Genomic DNA, 15227 nt, shown 5'->3' on the forward strand with positions numbered 1-15227 from the left:
CCAAGACCAACTAATAAGCCAGTCAATCCGCCCAAAGCAGTGCCTGTAACTGCTCCAACTTTAGCACCTTCGTCAGATTTGTCACCGACGCGATCGCTCACTTCAGCGCCAGCAATATCATCTTTGTCTCCATCCTGCGTAATAACAGAGACTCTATCCATGTCAAAGCCAGTATTTTTCAAATCATGTAGGGCATGTTCAACATCTCGACGATTAGAAAATACACCTACACCACGTTTATGTACACCTACAACCATTATTTTTTCTCCTCAGGAAAAATCAATTATTTACTTACAAACAAATTTATAGCTGGTAATAACGCGAATGTCACTAAGAAAGGATCAAACCCCTGTTAGGGCTAGGTGTAGGCCAGAGGCTAGCACCCACTGACTGGCTCGGATCTTAGATTTCACGTGCTAGTATTTGACCGTGCAACCCCTATTCCTTTAGACCCTTACAGCCAAAAATAAACCATATTTAAGGATTTACGTTTTTTTTAGTGCCATTGGACAATAACCCTTATTAATACATGTTTATGTTTCCTTTTCATCAATCGCTTGGAAGAATTTTTATCTCTATCATGAGACATAGGTGATTTTATCTAAAGACTAAAAATAAGTAAAAATTTACCTGTATCAAATATATTTTTTATAAAAAAAATATTAAAAAATTTTATTTCTCAAAAATTTTTGATTTTTTATATAAGAACTTTGTTTGTAAAATTAACTACATGTATATTACACAACTATTGATTAAATGCAGTATGTGGTACAAAACACAGCTATGCATCAGTGAAAGCTTAAGGAAAAATCTGCTTTATTTTAAGGTTTTGCCCTCACGTCTCCCCAACATTTTCAATGGGTGAGGGTTTGCCACAGGAAAAGCTTACCCGGTAAGTTCCCCGAATTCTAACTGAGGATTCGGGGTTAGGGGATGAAAGCAACTGGAGAACGCTTATTAGCACTAACTTTTATATTAAGTTGACACCAATAACATTGTTGTGCCTTTATCATCTGGTACTGTACCAGACCCATTTCAAACCTGCTGATTGGTGACATAGTTAGAGCGCCACGACGTTTAGCAAAACGTACCACTCAAGTAGCTTTAGATTTTGAAGCCAATCTCGAAGAATATCTGCGTAATACCAACAAAGAAGAACTCAACCCAGAAGCAATCAAACGCGATTTGCAATTGCTGCTGTCTTCTCCCCGGGCTGGAATTGGTAATTTAAACGATCGCGCCTCCAAATTTGACCGTTCGACAATTGTGGCGCTGCTATCTGGGCGAGAAGATATCTCAGAAGAGGAAGCTAACCGAATTGTGGATCAAACTGAGTCTGTTCGCAGTTCGATTGTCGAACAATTCCAGCAGATCCAAGAAAAATTGCAATCAGTGCTGGATGGGATTTTTGCCAAAGTTCGCAACTATCTCAACTCCCTGGATCGTTCAGAACTCAACTATGAAGGGATTAAGCAAGACTTTGCTAAAGTATTCGACGATCCGCAAGCTGGATTTGAAGCGTTGCGCGATCGCCTCAGTGAATTTGATCGTGACACCTTAGTTGCTGTCATCAGTTCTCGTGAGGATATTTCTGAGGCGGATGCTAATCGGATTATCGATCAAATAGAAACGGCCCGGGATGGCGTATTGCAACGAGCCGAACGCATCCAGCAAGAAACACAAAAACGCCTGAAAGCGATCCAAAAGCAAGCTAAAAAGCAAGCTAAAGAAACCAAAAAAACCGTTGCAAGTGCTGCTTTGTGGTTATTTAGGACAGCATTGACTTCCCTTGCAGCCAGTGCGCTCGCCGATGCGATCGCTGTCACTGGCATAACTCTACCTGGGTAAAATATCTCTATCATCAGGAATTTTGATCAAATACAAAGTGGCATTCAGTCTTTACAAATGAATGCCACTTTTTTTTATAAATAAAACAAACTATCCCAGAGAGTAAGTAGGTTGGTGCTATTAAAAGTGACTATGTAAAGTTTTGTAAAAATTATTAAATATGCTTGAATTAAGCTTAGTTGCTCTTTTAAATACCTTTAGATGGTTTAGTTTTTCCCCACCAACCTACTTACTATCACGACCTTGTTATTCAGATATAGATTAAAAAACCCGATCTTAATCTAAGGATTTCATATTTTACTCTCATCAGAGTAAAATATCAAAGTTAATTATTCTTTCTTATACATAGAAAAAAGTACGCTTGAGGGTTATATCATAGTCTTGTGATTCATGATATACAGTAAAAACGTCCAAAAACATATGCAATTCCGTAGGAGAAAATCTGCTTGTTCCCTAGCAGCCTACTACTGGAACCATTGAATACATAAGGCACAAGGATATAACATGACTCTTGGCACTATTTTGATGCCAACATTGTCAATACATCCAGTCCTTCTGAAATCTTCTCAAGTCTTCAGACTTAACAGCAAAGACCTGTTCCAATCAGGTGTAGTTCAGTTATATCTTCCCACTCGTTATTTGTCCACCTTGTTTTCTCGGCGTTGCTGAATAAAAGTGTGAAATTCAAAAATTTAATGTTTGAAACTGTTTCCTTTGCGCCTTTGGGGGAAACGAAATTCATACTCTTAATCAGCAACGCCGTTTTCTCATGGGGAAGTGACGAGGTAATTTTTTTCCCCTCTAAGCTTAGGAGAAGCTCATTATGGCAATTATCAACATCACTGATTTAGATTTAACTAATTTAATCAACATCAAGCCTGTTGACTTGAACAAGATATTGACCAGCAGTGGCGGCAATATCCAGGTCACCACTAATGGTAACAAAATCATTAACGCTACTGGTGGTAACCAAAACATTAACGGCAGTAATGGCAACGATGTCATTAATACTGGTAATGGCAACGATGTCATTAATACTGGTATTGGCAACGATATCATTAACGCCGGCAATGGCAACAATACCGTTAAAGGTGGTAATGGCAACGATATCCTTAACGCTGGTAGTGGCAAGGATACCCTCTTTGGCGAAAATGGCAACGATATCCTTAGTGGTGGTGCTGGCAACGATATTCTCACTGGCGGTGCTGGCAACGACACACTCGCTGGCGGTACTGGGACTGATATTCTCACTGGAGGAGCAGGTAACGATGTTTTCAAGTTCAGCTCAGTTTCAGATAGTGCTGTTGTTGGACGGGATCTGATCACTGACTTTGTAGGAAACGGTAAGTTGCCAGGTGACCAAATCGATCTATCTACTATCGACGCCGACTCCACTAAACTGGGCAATCAAGCCTTCACTTTCATTGGGGCTGCCGCATTTTCCGCACCTGGTCAGCTCCGTTATTCAGGAGGTATTCTCCAAGCTAGTACTGATGCGGATCGGTCGCCTGAGTTTGAGGCTCGGCTTATAGGATCACCATTAGTAGTGGGACAGGACTTTATCCTTTAATTTAATAGACTCTTACAAAAGTCTTTAACACCCCACTCCTAAGAGCAAGCTCTTAAGAGTGGGGTTCTTGTTTTTGATTTATACAAGAAATCTAATGTTTTTATTTAAAGAGAGCTTGCTTTCTTTAAACAATCGGAAATCATGAGTTTTCCCTTGAGAGTGTGCTGTACAAATTATTTCTCCATTCTTTTGATAATCATCAATACTTGGTCTGACAAACTGATTTTTCCTCGTCGCCCTGGTTTCTGTTTTTGTTAGCTGTGGTGGCGGACTACTTCAACCATCTGCTCAAATGTCTCAGGTTTTACACCCCAGAAGCGTTGAAATTCTACTGGTTTGAGATATTTGACTTTTGAGTGCATTATAAACTTACCTTATGATTATCCGGTAGCGATCGCCTGTGTCTAAGTGTGTGATCACTTTTTACCAGTTCTCATCGTATCCCGAAAGGGACTTTTGCAAGAGGTCCAATGAACGCTGTGCGTGCCGAGGATGTTCAATTGGAATTTCTGTTACATCAATAACAATGGACTCAGGAGGTTGCCCCTGCAATAATTGCTTTTTTTCTGGCAAGTATCTCAGTTTAGCTATTGGACAGACTTTTACACAACAGGTGGCAACGACCACTGTGAAACACCATGCATATGCAATCATCAATTATAAAGTATATTAATATACTTTATAAATAAAAATATTGAGGTTATGGCGATCGCAAAAGTTTTTGGTATATTAACTTTTTCTGATAAATAAAAAAGTACCCTGAGCGGTACTATCATGACTTTGTGATTTCGATATAGATTAAAAACGTCTTAAGACATCTATAGTTACATCTGCATCCGATAAAATTTGCTTCTTGCCTAGCAGCCTGGTCTTTGAATCAGCGAAGACATCAGGCGCAAGGATAAAACATGATTGCTTGCACAATTTTTGATGCCAACATCATTGATATATGCAGTGCTTCTCAAATCTTTAGACTTGACGACAAAGACCTGTTAATATCAGGTTACATTCAGCTGATTTCGTCATTTCCTCGTGAGGAAATGACCTGATTTTTCACAGGAAGTCATAAAGCCCCGAAAAAGCGTGACAACGATGACCTCTACATTGTAGACAACGTTTCTGATGTCGCTACCGAGGTATTTTGTGATACTTTGGGCGGTGTAGACACCGTACAGTCTTCTGTGAGCTATACTCTGAGCACTAACCTAGAGAACCTGACTTTGACAGGGATTGCAGCGATTAAGGGTACAGGTAATGCCAAAAACAACGTCATCAACGGCAACAGTGGCAACAATTTCCTCTCCGGGTTAGATGGTAACGATACCCTGAACGGCGGTAGTGGGACTGATAGCCTTACTGGAGGATTGGGTAACGATGTTTTCGTTTTCAACTCACTTTCTGATAGTCAACCTGGTTTCCCACGGGATGTGATCACTGACTTCGCTGGAAACGGTATCTTTGCAGGTGACCAAATCGATCTATCTGCGATTGACGCTATATAACTTCATTTTCGATGGCAACCAAGCTTTCACTTTCATTGGCAGCGCTGCATTCTCCGGAATCGCTCAGGTGCATTATTCAGGAGGCATTCTTCAAGCTAATACCGATTTTGATATTTTCGCCGAGTTAGAGATTCAACTCGTAGGAGCACCAGCACTAGTGGCAAGCGACATTATCGTTTAATTTAATCAGAATCTAACAATCGAGGTTTAATATCAAGTTAGATGAATCACTCATGGTTCTCCCTAGAACTCCACCCCGCAAAAGCTACACTTTTGCTCCCCTAAGAGCCTGCTCTTAGGGGTGTTTTTCTGAGTTCCCTTTCCCCTTCATTCAAGCTTGATCGCACCGCGTATGGCAGCGATAGTTTCAGTACATATAGTGATGATCTGAATGTTGTGACTGACATTCTGACTGATGTTCTGACTGGAGGATCTGGTAACGATGTTTTCGATTTCAACTCAGTTTTTAAGACTCAACCTGGTCTTTCACGGCGTGTTATCACTGACTTTGTTGGAAACGGTAACTTGCCAGGTGATCAAATAGATTTATCTACCATCGACGCCAACTCCACTCTAGGGGGCAACCAAGCCTTCAGTTTCATTGGGGCTGGCGCATTCTCCAAGGTAATACTGATCAGAATCTGTCGGCTGACTTTGAGATTAGGTTAGCAGGAACACCACAATTAGTGGCAAGCGACATTATCTTTTAACAAGAAATGCACTAGGCATTCTGATAATTTAATAGTCGCGGGGAGAGGCAAGCTAAACTTACCTCTCCCTTTTATAGTTGTTTGAACGCGCCACATATACATGAGAAAATTAGGTAATACAATCGCAATACAAGCGACGAGGCACGGAAGGAAAAAAGATGTCAGAGAATTTGAGAAGCCAAGTTGTAACGCAAGGGGTGCAGCGATCGCCTAATCGAGCTATGCTGCGTGCAGTTGGTTTTAAAGATGAAGATTTCAATAAAGCCATTGTGGGCATTGCCAATGGCTACAGTACGATCACTCCCTGTAATATGGGGATCAATCAACTGGCACAAAGGGCAGAGGTTGGGATTAAAACCGCCGGGGCGATGCCGCAAGTGTTCGGCACAATTACCATTAGCGATGGGATTTCAATGGGAACTGAAGGGATGAAATATTCCCTAGTGTCGCGGGAAGTCATTGCCGATTCCATTGAAACCGCTTGTACTGGACAAAGTATGGATGGTGTACTAGCTATTGGTGGTTGTGATAAAAATATGCCCGGGGCAATGCTGGCGATCGCCCGGATGAATATCCCCGCTATCTTTGTTTACGGTGGCACAATTAAACCCGGTCACTACAACGGACGCGATTTAACTGTTGTTAGTTCTTTTGAAGCTGTTGGTCAATATAGTGCTGGGAAGATTGATGACAAAGAATTATTAGAAGTTGAAAGCCGTGCTTGTCCTGGTGCTGGTTCATGTGGGGGAATGTTCACAGCTAACACCATGTCTTCAGCTTTCGAGGCGATGGGGATGAGTTTGCCTTATTCCTCGACAATGGCGGCGGAAGATGCCGAAAAAGCCGACAGCACGGAAAAATCAGCGTTTGTGTTAGTTGAAGCGATTCGGAAACAAATCTTACCCCGCCGAATTATCACCCGCAAATCTATAGAGAATGCCATTTCTGTGATTATGGCAGTGGGTGGTTCGACGAATGCAGTGTTGCATTTATTAGCGATCGCCCGCGCCGCTGATGTAGAGTTAACTATAGACGACTTTGAAACTATCCGCGCCCGCGTTCCCGTTTTGTGTGATTTAAAACCCAGTGGTAAATATGTAGCTACAGATTTGCACAAAGCTGGTGGCATTCCGCAAGTAATGAAGATGCTACTTGTGCATGGCTTGTTACATAGTGATAGCCTCACCATCAGTGGTCAAACGATTGCAGAGATATTAGCAGATATACCAGAAGAACCATCCACCCACCAAGATGTTATTCGTCCTTGGAATAACCCAATGTATCCCCAAGGGCATTTAGCCATCCTCAGAGGTAATTTGGCAACGGATGGGGCTGTTGCCAAAATTACCGGGGTTAAAAAACCAGTAATTACTGGCCCCGCACGAGTATTTGAATCGGAAGAAGCCTCTTTAAATGCAATTTTGGCGGGTAAAATTCAACCTGGTGATATTTTAGTCATCCGCTACGAAGGGCCTAAAGGCGGTCCTGGGATGCGAGAAATGTTGGCTCCCACCTCAGCAATTATCGGTGCTGGTTTGGGTGATGCGGTGGGATTCATTACCGACGGACGCTTTTCTGGCGGTACTTACGGCATGGTGGTTGGTCATGTTGCGCCAGAAGCGGCAGTTGGTGGTGCGATCGCTCTTGTAGAAGAAGGCGATAGTATTACTATTGATGCACCCGCTCGTTTATTGCAGTTGAATATATCTGAAGAAGAATTGGCTCGTCGTCGTGCCAACTGGCAACCTCCCGCTCCGCGTTACACTAAAGGCGTGTTGGCGAAATATGCCAAATTGGTATCTTCTAGCAGTATTGGTGCTGTAACAGATTTGGACTTGTTTTAAATGAGCTAAATAAAACTTACGCACAAAAAAGCCCCCAACCCCCGATAAATTGGGGGCTTTTAATTCTCCTGCATTTTAAGGGGAATGCACGAAGCGCACGCTACGCGAACGAGGTTTGAGGTTTTCACTGCCTAAGTCGTGCTAAATTTTATGAATTTTTGTAAAAATATTGAGAAATTTCAGGAAATTTACATAGCAGTTATGATGTCAATAGAGAAATCACGCAAATATACTTGACACTCAACTGCTAAAAAACCGAAAGGGTACAAAATAAGTTCTCAATCTAACGTCAAACTGACGATCGCTCTTGATAATCCAGATTTAGATGCAGAGGAGCAAGAGCGGGAAACACGAAATCTCTTGCGAGAAATTAGAGACTTAGATGTAGAAAGTGCTGAACTTGTAGCAGTTGCAGAAACACCCAAGGGTTCAAAGGCGTTTGGAGGTTTCCTACTGGGTGTGTTGCAGGCTGATGTGAGTATTGCCAATTTTAAGAAAGTATTGGGATTTTTGGGCGAGCGCCTCGGTAACAAAACCATTGAGTTAGAAGTTGAGGCTAACGGTAAAAAACTCAAGGTTAAAGCCAGCACCCAGCAAGAACTAATGACTGCGATCGCAGCAGCGCAAAAGTTTGTAGCAGCAAGCTGAAAAATGCCATACCAGCAAAGAGGATAGGGACATGACGAAGGTAGCACTCCTAATAGGAATTAGTGATTATGAGCCTGGTCTTAACCCATTACCAGCTTCAGTAAAGGATATGTAAGCGATCGCCAAAGTTTTGCAGCATCCAGAAATGGGTGATTTTGCCCAAACAGATATCCAAAAACTGGAGAATCCCGATCCTCAAAAAATGCAGGAAGCGATCGAGACTCTGTTTAGCGATCGTCAAAAAGACGACCTTGTAGTATTTTACTTCTCCGGTCATGCCATTAAAGATGAGAGCGGCAATCTTTACCTCGCCACTTGCTTAACCCGTAAAAATCCTCAAGGACAAATTATCAAATCAACCTCTGTTCCAGCCAGTTTCATTCATAACATCATGAACGATAGCCGATGCAAGCGTCAGGTAATCATTCTTGACTGTTGCTTTAGTGGAGCGTTCGCCCAAGGCTGGTCAGCTAAAGATGACGGTTCTGTTGATATCGAGACACAACTTGGCGGAGAGAGGCGAGTTGTCCTGGCCTCTTCCACTTCGATTCAGTATTCTTTCCAGCAACAAGGAGACAATCTTTCGACTTATACTCGTTATCTCATTGAGGGTATTGAAACAGGTGCCGCAGATTTAGATAATGATGGTGCAGTTTCGGTTGATGAGTTGCATGAGTACGCCAAAAAGAAAGTTCAAGACGCGGCTCCCGCCATGAAACCAGAAATCTATGCTTTCAAAGAAGGATTCAAAATCCTGTTGTCTAAAGCACCAATTGGTGATCCAAAACTCAAGTATCGCAAAGAAGTAGAAATTTATGCCAGTAGAGGCGAGATTTCGATTATTGGTCGCAGAATATTAGATGCTCTACATCAGAATTTGGGGTTGCTCCCTGAAGAAACTGCTCCAATCGAAACTGAGGTTTTAAAACCTTATCGAGAGTATCAACAAAAATTGCAGGAATATGAGCAAGCATTGGTTGATGCGATTGGGCGCGAACCGACTTTGAGTGACTACACTCGCAATGATTTGCGACGTTATCAGGAAATTTTAGAACTTAGAGATGAAGACATAGCACCTATTGAGGTAAAAGTAATCTAAAGCAAAGAGGCATTAAAAACTCAGCCTGTATCTGCTTGGCATTTTCCATTTCTTCCACCACAAGTACAGCCACAGCATCGTGTAGAAATACCCTCTCAGCCAGAGTCGTCCTCATCTCATCAAGTAACAACACCAAAAACTCATAAACCGATAATTGCTATGTTTTTCTTTTTCGTTGGCGCACTTTTTGTAATCAACGCACTTGGCGCACTTTTGATTGGTAATGGAGGAGTTTTTTTTATATTATTAATTCCAAGCAGTCTTTTGATTTGGTTTGGTATTATTATGTGGAAACCTTAAATGTTTTTCCTACACTTTTATTTTGACTAAGATATGCACTTTGTGAGACAAACAGTGCGATTATAATTAAATATAGAAGTAACAGAAACTAGTTTAATGGTGGTGATCGCACTTGTTTATTGTAATGTTTCAAAATAGCGATCGCACTTGTTTATTGTAATGTTTCAAAATAGTGATCGCCTTTCTCAAAAAGCCTTAAATTTCTATCATAATCTGCTGAGAACTTCTGGAATTAAGAGGTACGAATTACAAATGGTTATAAATTATTCTTTACCCAATCTCGAAAATTACGCATAGCTTGACTTCTCCCAATTGTTAAACACTGTTGAACATATTCATTGACTAATTCAACAATTGGAATATCAGGAAAATTAGGACTAAATTCAGATTTTATATATTTTTCTTCTTTTAACAAATAAATTTCTAAACCTTGTTGTGTATGTCGCCAAAGTTCAGGAACTCCTAAAATTTCATAATTCTCAAATCGAGTCCGAGAAGTAATATCAATTTCGATTGCTAAATCTGGTGGTGGATCTATATTTAAATCAATGCGATTTTTTCCAATTATAGCAGCTTGATTTCGAATATAAAAACTGGTATCTGGTTCTACTGCTTGACGCATTCGCTCATTTTTAAGTGTTGTGGAACCAAAAGGCTCAAAATCAATTTGGAGTTTGTCCAATAAAACTCTTACTAACTCACCAATATATTCTTTATCTTTTTCGTGTTCTGGTAGGGGAACCATAATTTCTAACCAGCCATGACTATAAGAAATACGTGCGGCACGCTTTTCTCCCATTTCTTCTAAAATATTTTCTAACTGCTGCCAACTAATATCTTGGAGTAACATTTGTTGACCAGGTTTGACGATAATTTGTTGCAGTTTTAAAAACATATCACCTCAGAGAGTTGATGTAATAGCTGTTATATCCAGTAGATTGAATTTACAAATCAACTTTCTTAAAGTATATCGCCTTTGAACATGAGTGTAGAAATTAGCCAAAAAATCATTGACATAATCTTTAGTAGTTTCAAGGTTTTTCACAATTTTTACTTTTTAATTTTCAAAGGAATACAGATAGTAAACTCTGTGCCACGTTTTGGGGTAAAATCAACTTTAATAGTTCCAGACTCTCTTAGTATTATCTGCAATTTTCCTAAATGACAAGTTGTAGTATAATGGTTTCAAGCTAACTTTCAACGGTTAGTAACGCTAAGTAGTAAATTAATTATGGATATAAAATTAGCAAGTCAATACTCCATAATAGAGAATAAATCGAAGTAAGTGAAAAAGCTGGATGTTACTACTGCCTAAGTATTTTTGCTCCTAAAGAAATTTGTCAGTACTGTGATTGGGGCGCAACTGTACTTTGTCCCAAATGCGGGATAGACAGTGTAATTGGCTCAAATTCTGGATATCCAATTGATTTGGAAACCCTTAAAAAATTGCATCAATACTGGTTTTAAGGTGGTCTGACCATAAATGCTATTTGCTACGCCTACTAGCTAGTTTTTGCAGCTTGTTTCTAGTCGTTCTCCAACACCGGGAAGTACCGCCGAATATTAAGAGACTGACAAAAAATAAATTATTCCAGAAAAAACAAAATACAGGGAAGATAAAATAATCATTATCACAAAGAAAAAAGGGGTTGCCTCCGTCTCCCCTTCCTAGTGATTATCATTATCTCTGGGGGAATGTTTTATTTTTTGGAAGTCCCTAACGTGTGTGATGTGTTTTTAGCTCTCAAGCATAACTGCCGCTATTTCCGGTAAAATCAAGTTCTGAGGACTGTGGATTTGGGAGAAATTTGGGGTGGCTACACTTGGCGTTAACATTGACCACATCGCCACCATTCGGCAAGCACGGCGGACGGTGGAACCAGACCCCGTGGCGGCGGCGGTGCTGGCAGAATTAGCGGGTGCAGATGGAATTACGGTGCATCTGCGCGAAGATCGGCGGCATATCCAAGATCGGGATGTGCTACTGTTGCGGCAAACAGTGCGATCGCATCTTAATTTAGAAATGGCCCCTACAGATGAAATGCTAGCGATCGCTCTTGATATCAAACCAGATTACGTGACTTTAGTCCCGGAAAAGCGAGAAGAAGTTACAACAGAAGGCGGACTAAATATCGTCGGGCAACTTGCTAGAATAGGTGAGATAGTTGATAAATTGCAAAGCGCTAACATTCCAGTTAGTTTATTTATCGATGCAGAATCAGCACAAATTGAAGCATCTGTCAAGCTACAGGCGCGGTTTATTGAATTGCACACTGGACAATATGCTGAGGCTAAGGATGAAACAAATCGCCAGCGAGAATTAGCCATATTAGCTAAAGGATGTGAACAAGCGATTCAAGCTGGATTGCGAGTCAACGCTGGACATGGACTGACCTACTGGAACGTCTATCCGGTGGCTGCGCTTCCAGGTATGGAAGAACTCAACATTGGTCATACCATTATCAGTCGGGCAGCATTAGTAGGTATGGAAAGGGCAGTCCGCGAGATGAAACAAGCTATCCGAGGGGATGGGGCATAGGGCAATTCAATTTTGGATTTTGGATTGAAGATTTTGGATTAAATTTCAATCTAAAATCCAAAATCTAAAATCTAAAATTCTTCTCCCCCTGCTCCCCTATAACCTGTCTTAAAAGAGGGGTTGTCACTGCGAAATCTAGAAATTGGGATCAAATCTTCAGCAAAAACTTCTATGAGCGCAACACAGTCTAACAACCTGCCGCTTTGGGTACAGGATAGAGATAAGGTGATAGCAGAAAGCACTGATGTCGAGTGGCGCGATCAGACACCGCCTGATTATTCCCGTTCAAACGAGAATCTCGCTCAAGAAAGTAACTACAATCACCTTGAAGGTACACTGGAAGCGATCGTGCAAAACTTAGTACGAACCTTCGAGATGGAAGTATCCTTCAAAGCAAACCCGCAAGAGTGGTTGTCTATCGTGAATGACAAGTTTCGTGTGAGTACCAATGGTGGAGTAGAGTACACAGCAGCAGATGTATCAGCCCAAGGTACTTACAATTTGTTTATGGCTGATTCAGAACATTACAAGGCTTCAGAAGAAACCTTTGAATCATCCGGAAAACTCTTTCACACAACATTTCCCCAAGGATTTCCTTGGGAAGTGGTGGAAGTTTTCTCAGGGCCACCAAATGTGACATTCAAGTGGCGGCATTGGGGACATTTTAACGGAGAATATAAAGGCCATGTACCGACTGGAGAGACGATAGAAATTATCGGCATGAGCATTGCAAAAGTTAGCGATGACTTGAAGATTGTTTCCTTAGAACACTACTTTGACAATAGTCTGTTCTTGGAAAACCTAACATCTGGTGGCAAACAAACAAATCCTGAAAACCAGCGAAGTGCTTGTCCGTTCAGTTCTTGGTTCAAGAAATTCCAAAAAAGTTAGTTTGTAAGGGTACAGTGCAGGACTGTGCCCTTAAATTATTTAGATAGTAACCAAAGGATGAAAATGCAAACATACTATTACGTTTTGGCCAGTCAACGCTTTCTTCTCCAAGAAGAACCGATACACGAAGTTATCAAAGAGCGCACCCGTCATTACCACGAACAAGAAAAACAAATAGATTTTTGGTTGGTTCAGCAACCAGCTTTCTTGGAAACACCGCAGTTTACAGAGCTAAAGGCGAAATGTCCCCAACCAGCAGTAGCAATTATTTCCACTAATCCCCAGTTTATTACTTGGTTAAAATTGCGTTTAGAGTACGTCATCACTGGAGAATTTCAGGCTCCTTCTGAAACAATACCCGATGCCTTGGCATCGCTTGCTACTGTTTCCTAATCTGGGCATTAGGGAGCTAGTGCGTTGCGGTGAGTCCAGCGCTCTCCGGCGGGTTTCTCGCCGAAGGCGACTGGCTTATCTCGTTGGGAGGTTCCCGACGCTCGTTGCCCGGCATCGTCTGCTTTTGGCAGAAGACTCGCTACCGCAACTCTTAGAGACGCGCAAGGGACGCTATCCGTTGTACCCCTACGGGGATCTTGCTACGCGCAGCGTCTCTCTTAGGAGAAGCAACTGGCGTCATTGGGCATGGGGTATGGAAAAGATACAAGGGAGAAGGGGGAGTAAATTCTCCTTTATCTCCCTCGTCCCCCTCATCTCCCACTCCCTATTTTATTTGCACATAACAAAATATATTTTTTTACACTCCTTTCATCCCCATACTGAAGTAACTGGGTTTTCAGCTTTTTTCTTATAAAATCTTCTAGGACACCTTGATTTACATAATCTAACTTTTGTGCATAGATTTCAGACTTTACCAAGTGTTTTAGGATTAGCGATGTCTACGACGACCTTCGCTTACGCAGGGTTGATTGGTTGCATGAGTTCTGTCTTTGCTCAACAAACCATTCCCCTTTGTCAACCACCAAATGCGGGTGAGTATCTTTTATTAGTAGTCAGTCCCACAGCAAATAATCAAAAGCAGTTACGTAGTGCCTTACCACCTCAACTGAAGACCATTACTTGCAAATATCTCAACGAAACTGTGACGCGAGTAGGGGGCTTTAACAAAATTGACGATGCCAATCGTTGGGCGAGATATGTCAGCAATATTGTTGGCTTGTCTGCCATAATTACGACTCGACCAACAACGCCAAATGTTCAGGCACAGCAACAGCCACCTCAGCAGAGAGTTAACTATAATCCTCAAGCCTTAGGAGAGGGTTATGCAGTGCTGGTAGATTATTACAATCGTCCAGAACTAGTAAATAGTGTGCAGCAAGTAGTGAGAGGTAACGTAGGTTTTGTTTCTTACGGACAACGCCCTTACTTGTTGGCAGTTTATACCACTAACCAAACTGAAGCATACAACACATTGCAAAAGCTGAACAATGGCGGTTTTATTGCAAGTATAGTAGATAGTCGTAAGGTGATTCTGCTGCGCTCAACTGTGCGGTTGTAGTGATATTAAGTTTGGGGTGCGACTTTTTTAAGAAGATGTAGTCAAGCAACCAACGCTATTGGTAGTGGAGTAGAACAACGGGTTTGAATGACATCTTTGAGTAAAGGAATGCCACCTTGATGTAAAGCCAGATGATGACGTTGACGTTCTTGCAGTAAATGAAAGCCCCAATGTTCATTCCAATCACTACTAACATGGAGAGAACGAAGACGTAAAATAGCTTCAGCACCTTCAATACTCCATCGAGCGCCAGTAATATTCATTTTGTCTTTAATTAAGTAACGAATTGCACCCTCAATCACGCCAGTAGCGGGAACATCCCTATTTGGGAAAAATAAAAGAATCCATGTTATTCGCGAGTATTTATCGCGAATAATATAGGAATTTAATCTTTTAGTTCTTCTTCTTCTTGCTCAGATCCAGAACTAATGTTTAACAGGCAATCATCAAGGGTATGAATTATTTTCTGTATCTCATTCCAAATAGAACGTCTGAAAACAGACATAATTACATTAATATGTTCTGTCGTCCCAGCTTTGCCTAAATACTTGTATTTACTTAGTACAACATTTGATTAATTCGGAGCGAACTAAATTTGGCAATACCTTGCAATGCTAATACATCCCGATACAATGTTAATGTGTCCCTCTGCAATGCCAATGCATTCCGATACAATGTTAATGCGTTCCCCTGCAATGCCAATGCATCCCGATACAATGTTAATGCGTTCCCCTGCAATGCCAATGCATCCCGATACAATGTT

The 15227-nt window shown here is 41.3% G+C and carries 13 protein-coding genes and 4 pseudogenes; 12 read left to right on the forward strand and 5 right to left on the reverse strand.

The window, feature by feature from the left end; genetic code table 11:
- Positions 1 to 257 (reverse strand): general stress protein (locus Q0541_RS29650; protein WP_366941940.1); only part of this gene is annotated, 257 nt, incomplete at its 3' end.
- A gap of 790 nt (positions 258 to 1047) precedes the next feature.
- Here Q0541_RS29650 and Q0541_RS29655 point away from each other — a divergent pair.
- Positions 1048 to 1848 (forward strand): annotated as a pseudogene (locus Q0541_RS29655) (MFS transporter); the annotation flags it as partial.
- A gap of 823 nt (positions 1849 to 2671) precedes the next feature.
- Positions 2672 to 3418 (forward strand): hypothetical protein, encoded by a 747-nt coding sequence (locus Q0541_RS29660; protein ID WP_298919673.1) that lies wholly within the window; start codon positions 2672 to 2674, stop codon positions 3416 to 3418.
- Between the two features lie 474 nt (positions 3419 to 3892).
- On the opposite strand, the pseudogene Q0541_RS29665 reads toward Q0541_RS29660, so the two are convergent.
- Positions 3893 to 3991: pseudogene (locus Q0541_RS29665) on the reverse strand (IS5/IS1182 family transposase); the annotation flags it as partial.
- A gap of 608 nt (positions 3992 to 4599) precedes the next feature.
- On the opposite strand from Q0541_RS29665, the gene Q0541_RS29670 reads away from it, so the two are divergent.
- From Q0541_RS29670 to Q0541_RS29695, 6 genes are all read left to right on the forward strand, one after another.
- On the forward strand, positions 4600 to 4920 hold the full coding sequence (locus tag Q0541_RS29670) for a hypothetical protein (RefSeq protein ID WP_298919675.1): 321 nt from the start codon (positions 4600 to 4602) through the stop codon (positions 4918 to 4920).
- Positions 4883 to 5101: a hypothetical protein gene (locus Q0541_RS29675; RefSeq protein ID WP_298919678.1), complete on the forward strand. Its 219-nt coding sequence runs from the start codon at positions 4883 to 4885 to the stop codon at positions 5099 to 5101. Before Q0541_RS29670 ends, Q0541_RS29675 begins: the two co-directional genes overlap by 38 nt.
- A 215-nt stretch (positions 5102 to 5316) precedes the next feature.
- Positions 5317 to 5589, forward strand: a complete 273-nt coding sequence (locus Q0541_RS29680) for a hypothetical protein (protein ID WP_298919680.1) — start codon at positions 5317 to 5319, stop codon at positions 5587 to 5589.
- Positions 5590 to 5788: 199 nt separating this feature from the next.
- Positions 5789 to 7474: a dihydroxy-acid dehydratase gene (gene ilvD / locus Q0541_RS29685; protein WP_298919682.1), complete on the forward strand. Its 1686-nt coding sequence runs from the start codon at positions 5789 to 5791 to the stop codon at positions 7472 to 7474.
- A gap of 360 nt (positions 7475 to 7834) precedes the next feature.
- The gene (locus Q0541_RS29690) at positions 7835 to 8122 is read left to right on the forward strand and encodes a hypothetical protein (RefSeq protein WP_366941941.1); all 288 of its coding nucleotides are present in this window, start codon (positions 7835 to 7837) and stop codon (positions 8120 to 8122) included.
- Between the two features lie 130 nt (positions 8123 to 8252).
- Positions 8253 to 9221 carry a caspase family protein gene (locus Q0541_RS29695; protein ID WP_298919684.1) on the forward strand — a complete coding sequence of 323 codons (969 nt, stop codon included), beginning with the start codon at positions 8253 to 8255 and terminating at the stop codon, positions 9219 to 9221.
- Between the two features lie 556 nt (positions 9222 to 9777).
- On the opposite strand, the gene Q0541_RS29700 is transcribed toward Q0541_RS29695, so the two are convergent.
- Positions 9778 to 10416: a Uma2 family endonuclease gene (locus Q0541_RS29700; RefSeq protein WP_298919686.1), complete on the reverse strand. Its 639-nt coding sequence runs from the start codon at positions 10414 to 10416 to the stop codon at positions 9778 to 9780.
- A gap of 918 nt (positions 10417 to 11334) precedes the next feature.
- Between Q0541_RS29700 and Q0541_RS29705 the strand changes: the two genes are divergently transcribed.
- The 4 genes from Q0541_RS29705 (at position 11335) to Q0541_RS29720 (ending at position 14464) form a co-directional block, all read left to right on the forward strand.
- Positions 11335 to 12060 carry a pyridoxine 5'-phosphate synthase gene (locus tag Q0541_RS29705; protein WP_298919688.1) on the forward strand — a complete coding sequence of 242 codons (726 nt, stop codon included), beginning with the start codon at positions 11335 to 11337 and terminating at the stop codon, positions 12058 to 12060.
- A 171-nt stretch (positions 12061 to 12231) separates the two neighbouring features.
- A complete protein-coding gene (locus Q0541_RS29710) occupies positions 12232 to 12951 on the forward strand; it encodes a SnoaL-like polyketide cyclase (protein ID WP_298919690.1) in 720 nt (239 codons plus the stop codon).
- Between the two features lie 63 nt (positions 12952 to 13014).
- Positions 13015 to 13344, forward strand: coding sequence for an MgPME-cyclase complex family protein (locus tag Q0541_RS29715; RefSeq protein WP_273763962.1), 330 nt, complete (start codon positions 13015 to 13017; stop codon positions 13342 to 13344).
- A gap of 496 nt (positions 13345 to 13840) precedes the next feature.
- Positions 13841 to 14464, forward strand: a complete 624-nt coding sequence (locus Q0541_RS29720) for a hypothetical protein (protein WP_298919694.1) — start codon at positions 13841 to 13843, stop codon at positions 14462 to 14464.
- Between the two features lie 41 nt (positions 14465 to 14505).
- Here Q0541_RS29720 and Q0541_RS29725 read toward each other — a convergent pair.
- Together Q0541_RS29725 and Q0541_RS29730 are read right to left on the reverse strand one after the other, a co-directional pair.
- Positions 14506 to 14781 (reverse strand): annotated as a pseudogene (locus tag Q0541_RS29725) (ISKra4 family transposase); the annotation flags it as partial.
- 241 nt (positions 14782 to 15022) lie between these two features.
- Positions 15023 to 15227: pseudogene (locus Q0541_RS29730) on the reverse strand (hypothetical protein); the annotation flags it as partial.

This window comes from uncultured Nostoc sp., assembly GCF_937863485.1.
Taxonomy (GTDB): domain Bacteria; phylum Cyanobacteriota; class Cyanobacteriia; order Cyanobacteriales; family Nostocaceae; genus Nostoc.